Annotated in this window: 2 protein-coding genes; both read right to left on the bottom strand. The window is 62.5% G+C overall.

The genetic code is table 11. From position 1 onward, the window contains the following. On the bottom strand, window positions 1-1,428 hold a 1,428-nt coding region (locus DD1DGNOD_RS08875; protein ID WP_131769871.1), incomplete at its 3' end, for a reverse transcriptase/maturase family protein. Between the two features lie 552 nt (window positions 1,429-1,980). Continuing rightward, window positions 1,981-2,892 (bottom strand): reverse transcriptase domain-containing protein (locus DD1DGNOD_RS08870; RefSeq protein WP_131769870.1); only part of this gene is annotated, 912 nt, incomplete at its 5' end.

Raw genomic sequence — 2,892 nt, 5'->3', positions numbered from 1 at the left:
ACGTGGACCGTGCTCGGTATCAAGTACGGCTCGGTAACGGCGGTAGACCTTCGGGACCGTGATCCGGTACTTGCGGGCCAGGGTCTTGGTCAGCGACCGTTCCATGACGAACTTCAGGTAGCCGAGCCGATGGCGGTTGAACGCCAGCCGGTAGTACTCCGCGACACCCCGAAACTCGGCTTGGAACTGCGCGACGATACTGAAGTCAGTATTGACGGTGCGTTCGGTTCGCTGGATCGGCCTGCCGTGGTGCAGGTAGGGCGCGCACTTGGCATGGATGACGTCGACCGGCACTTTCAGCCCGATCGCCGCGTTGATGCTGCGGTGACCGCGCTGATCGCGCTTGTGGTCGGCGTGTAACACCACAATCTCATAGCCGAGGAACCGGGCGGCCTGCGTCCGCCCATATGTGATCAAGGTCTTGGTCGGGGACAGCTCCAACGCGAGTTCCTCACGCAGGAACCGACCGATCTCGGTCTTGATCTCCTCAGCTTCCTGCCGGGGGCCGGTGAAGCCCAGCAGCCAGTCATCGGCGTAACGGCAGTAGCGCAGCCGCCGGTAGGTGGGATCGTCGGGGTCGCGGGAGGGCATGGTCTTCATCTGCTTGCGCAGCGCCAGACCCGCCTCCCGGTCTTCCGCCTCTTCCAGCCTGAAGGCGCGTTGCCACAACCGCATATAAGGCCGATAGGGCGTGCGTCGCGCTCCCCGGTTATGGGCAGGCAAGAGAGTCTGTTCGATAAACCTGTCCAGCCGATCCAGGTAGATATTGGACAGAACGGGTGAAACCACGCCGCCTTGCGGGCAGCCGCTCAACGTCGCGTGGTAGCGCCAGTCCTCCAGGTATCCGGCCTGGAGCAGCCCGTCGATCAGACGCAGGAACCGACCGTCGTGGATCTTCTCGGCCAGAATCGATCTCATGATCGAATGGTCCAAGGACCCGAAACAGTCGGTGACGTCGCCCTCGATGAACCACACCGTCCCGTGCCATTGGTGATAGATCTCCTGCAAGGCGGTGTGACAGCCGCGGCCCGGGCGGAACCCGTGGGAGCGGTCGGAGAACTGCGGCTCGTAGTACGCCTCCAAGATCAGGCGCAGTACCTCTTGCAGCAGCTTGTCCGACCAGGTCGGCAGCCCCAGCGGTCGCTTTTTCACCGAATTCTTCTTCTCGATGTAAGTGCGCCGTACCGGGGCCCATCGGTAACGCTCCTGCCGGAGCGTCTCGATGATGGCCTCGATCTTGCCGAGGTTCATGCCATCCACGGTCTCGCTGGTGGCTCCGGCGGTCAACGCCCCCTTGTTACGGTAGAGCTTCCCATAGGCAAGCAGGAACAGGTCCGGGTTGAACAAGCACCGGTAGACCCGTTCCAACGGCAGTCCTCTCCTGCCGCGTTCACGAATGATCTCCAGTACGGTTGCGGCGTCTCGTATCTCGCGTACCTCACCGTTCTTGTCGATCTAAGCACCTGGGTCCCTTCGCCCATGTAGACGGCTCTCCCGTCCTCCTCGGCGGGGCGTGACTCCTGCGACTACTACGGACCCTCCGTGACCATAGGGCTCGCGCCCCGTAGGCCATCCCGAATTCCTCTTGCGCCAGACGTAGCGAGCGTGACGTAGGCGTCCCGGTCCGTCCCCTTGAACGAGCTCGCTGCCCGTCGCCCGCCGGCCGGAAGGGTTCAGAGCGACGAAAGTCGGAATCGCTCCTATGCCGACGGCCCCGACAACAGACGCCGTGTCGGGAGGTGTGAACGTTTGCACCGCTGGAGACTGGGCTTCAAGCAGTCTGGCCTTCGCCGTATCACGCGGGCCTTGCACGGCCGTGCCTTCGGCGCCTTCACGGCACCCCGCGCTTTCCCGTCATGCTCTTGTCCCCTCCCGGTTTCCCGTTCAGGTAAGACGGGTGGCCCAGAGGTCACCTCCTCCCGAACCTCTGCCCCCTGCGGGGGCGATCTGGCGCCGAGTTAGACGGCGCACAGTCTCCCGTCACCGGGCTCCCACCGTCGAACCAGTAGGCATCGCGCCATGCTTCCAGTGAGCAAACATCGCCGGGAACGCCGACGCTATCTCGGCCAATTTCCGACGAGCTCTCCCTTTGGCGCGGCGCAATCGTTTGTATTTCCGCATCGCCCACTTCACGAGGAAAGGGTTGATCCGCTGACTTAGGAAGTGCATCAGCCTGGACTTGTAGAAGCGCCCGTAGTAGCCGATCCACCCCGCCACGATGGGATTGACCATCGCGGCGAGTCCCCGAAAACCCAGACTGGTCCTGCGACCCAGCTTCCATTGCCGGATGACCCGTGCCATCGACTTCAGCGCCGCCCTGCCGACCAACGGGACGAACCCGCACATCAGCACGCCATCACGTCGCCGGATGGGCGCACGATGAAAGTCGAAACCCAGGAACGTGAAGCTCGTTACCGGGTGCTCTTCGTCGCGTCCGTCCTGCTTGCAGTAGACGATCCGAGTCTTGTCCGGGTGACAGCGCAACCAGAACTCCAGCAACCGTTTCTCAACGACGTCGCGAATGTACTTCGCCTGCCGCTGACTGTAACAGTGTAGGATGATGTCGTCGCAGTACCTCTCGAACCGCACCACTGGAAATCTCCTGGCAAGCCAGTAGTCCAAAGCGTAGTGCAGGAAGAGATTCGACAACAACGGTGAAATCGCCGAGCCCTGTGGAGTTCCCTTGATGGGAGTGACACGGCTGCCGTCCGGATGCTGAACCGGCGCGACGAGCCACCGTTTCACGTACAGCACAACCCATGTCAGATTCGCGTGCTTCTCCACTGCGGCGATGATCTGCGCGTGCGGAACGTTGTCGAAGAACCCTTGGATATCGAGATCGACCACCCAGGGGTGCCGCCAGCACCGCTGCTTGCACACCTCCACCGCGTC

This window comes from Candidatus Protofrankia californiensis, from assembly GCF_900634765.1.
Classification (GTDB): Bacteria; Actinomycetota; Actinomycetes; order Frankiales; family Frankiaceae; genus Protofrankia; species Protofrankia californiensis.
Note: the sequence above shows the minus strand (reverse complement) of the source record. Positions and strands in the feature narration are given on the sequence as shown.